This is a genomic window from Pedobacter sp. 10L46_2, from assembly GCF_056395165.1.
Map to the genome: position 1 here is coordinate 1 of NZ_JBFTIZ010000475.1, position 2454 is coordinate 2454.

The following is a 2454-nucleotide window of genomic DNA, read 5'->3' on the forward strand; positions in this document are numbered from 1 at the left end:
AGGTTTTTGCCATCAAAAAGTATAATAGCATCAGAAGGGGGGGCTATTGTAAGCTCCGGTGTTGATACCACTTTAGGAACTGGAGTATATACTTCGGTGTCTTCAGGTTTTGCATCTTGAGCCTGAACAATGTTAATTCCTGCCATCATTAATGTAGCAAGGATAACTGATTTACGCATGTTTATCATTGTGTGATTTAATTTAATAACTATTCAAATTTATAATTAAATGGGATTAATTATAGTAATTCTCCAAGTATTTATTGGGAACGGCTAATATTGTTACAGTTTCATTCTAGCAGGTCGTTAATAATATGATGCATATAATGGAGGCTCAGGTGGTGGCAAAACCTAACAATTTTGTGAATATGCATATTTGTTAAGTTTTAAGTAAGTTTGCACAGTTTTAAGCGTTGTAATCACACATGGATATTTCTGTTGTAATCCCCCTATATAATGAAGAAGAATCGTTACCTGAATTAACTTCATGGATTGCTAAGGTAATGCAGGAGCATAACTTTAGTTATGAGGTTCTTTTTGTTGACGATGGAAGTACTGATAGCTCCTGGAGCATTATTGAAGATTTAAAGCAACAATATAGTTCAGTAAAAGGAATTAAATTCAGAAGAAACTATGGTAAATCTGCCGCATTAAATGTTGCTTTTGAGGCTGCACAAGGTGATGTAATAATTACTATGGATGCTGATCTGCAGGATAGTCCGGATGAGATACCTGAACTTTTCCGTCGGATAAAAGAGGAAAAGTTTGATATTATATCCGGCTGGAAAAAGAAACGTTACGATCCGATTACCAAAACCATACCCACCAAGCTTTTTAACGCTGCCACCCGAAAAATGTCGGGCATTCAATTAAATGATTTTAATTGCGGTTTAAAAGCTTACCGTAGTGATGTGGTTAAAACAATTGAAGTTTACGGCGAGATGCACCGTTATATTCCTGTAATCGCAAAATGGGCAGGATTTAAGAATATCGGAGAACAGGTAGTAGAGCATAGGGCGCGTAAATATGGAGTTACCAAGTTTGGAATGAGCCGTTTTGTTAATGGATTTCTAGACCTCTTGTCCATCTTTTTTGTAGGTAAATTTGGCAAACGTCCAATGCACTTTTTTGGTTCGTTAGGAGTGCTGAGTTTTGTGATAGGAACATTTATGGCCTTATGGCTTATTGGCGTTAAGCTATATCATATATCTATGGCCATTCCGTATAAAAGGGATGTAACGGATCAACCATTGTTCTATATTGCTTTGGTAGCCATAATACTTGGTTCTCAGTTGTTTTTAACTGGTTTTGTTGCAGAACTGGTTACCAGAAATGCACCAGAGCGTAACCAATATTTAATAGAAAAGGAGATTTTATAACAAATGTTTTTTTCGATTATAATTCCCCTTTACAATCGCCCTCAGGAGATTGATGAATTGCTCACTACGCTTACCAGGCAAACCTATACCCAATTCGAAGTATTGGTAATTGAGGATGGTTCTGTAAATGATGCTAAGGCTATTGTTGATAAATATGCCAATTCACTTGATGTAAAATATTTCTTTAAACCTAACGAGGGACAAGGGTTTTCGCGTAATTATGGGTTTGAAAGGGCCAAAGGCGATTTCTTTGTGATTTTTGATTCCGATTGCCTCATCCCTGAGGATTACCTTGAAATAGTAAAGGATTATCTTTTTGAACATAAACTGGATGCATATGGTGGGCCCGATGCTGCACACCAAAGTTTTACGCCGGTACAAAAGGCCATCAGTTATGCCATGACTTCTCCATTTACAACCGGAGGGATAAGAGGCAATAAAAAGCATATCGGACAATTCCATCCCCGTAGTTTTAACATGGGGGTATCCAGAGAAGTATGGGAAAAAGTTGGCGGCTTTATATTAACAAGATTAGGAGAGGATATTGAATATAGTATTCGTATTCACGAACTGTGCTTATTAATATATTTTATTGGCCTTTAGCATTCATTTGTAACTTTGTAATGCTGATATACTTTATGTTGATATTTTTTCACTCATGGCAGGTTAATAAGTCATTAAAAGTTGCATTTTTGAGCATTATTGCAGCGTTCATTCAGCTAACAGCCTACGGTTTAGGTTTTATGCAGGATTTTATTAAAAGAGTAGTATTTAAACAACAATGATAGAATTTTTAAAGGAGAGTACATTTGCTGTAAATGAGGTGATTAGCAAGGCCTGGACAGTGACCAAAAGGAATTACTTTTCTATTGCCACACTGTGCTTTTTGATGTTTATTACTTCTAATGCTTCGGGCTTAATGGCATTCTTTTTAAAGGATGTAAGTAAGGGATTGAGTATATTGATGGCTTTCATCTTTGTGATGTTCTACTTTACCATCAATCTATCGCTGTTTAAGTATATTTTTCATTTACTGGATGATGAAGACCATGATGTAAGCATTGTAAGTACAATTC

1 protein-coding gene and 2 pseudogenes are annotated in these 2454 nt (G+C 36.1%); all 3 read left to right on the plus strand.

Translation table 11 applies throughout. The features are described from left to right. Positions 1-424 precede the first annotated feature (424 nt). Entirely contained in the window at positions 425-1378 is a 954-nt protein-coding gene (locus AC1DDX_RS26960) for a glycosyltransferase family 2 protein (RefSeq protein ID WP_172660684.1), read from the plus strand. 3 nt (positions 1379-1381) lie between these two features. Next, positions 1382-2163 (plus strand): annotated as a pseudogene (locus tag AC1DDX_RS26965) (glycosyltransferase family 2 protein). After that, positions 2160-2454 (plus strand): annotated as a pseudogene (locus AC1DDX_RS26970) (hypothetical protein); the annotation flags it as partial. The pseudogenes AC1DDX_RS26965 and AC1DDX_RS26970, both read left to right, overlap by 4 nt.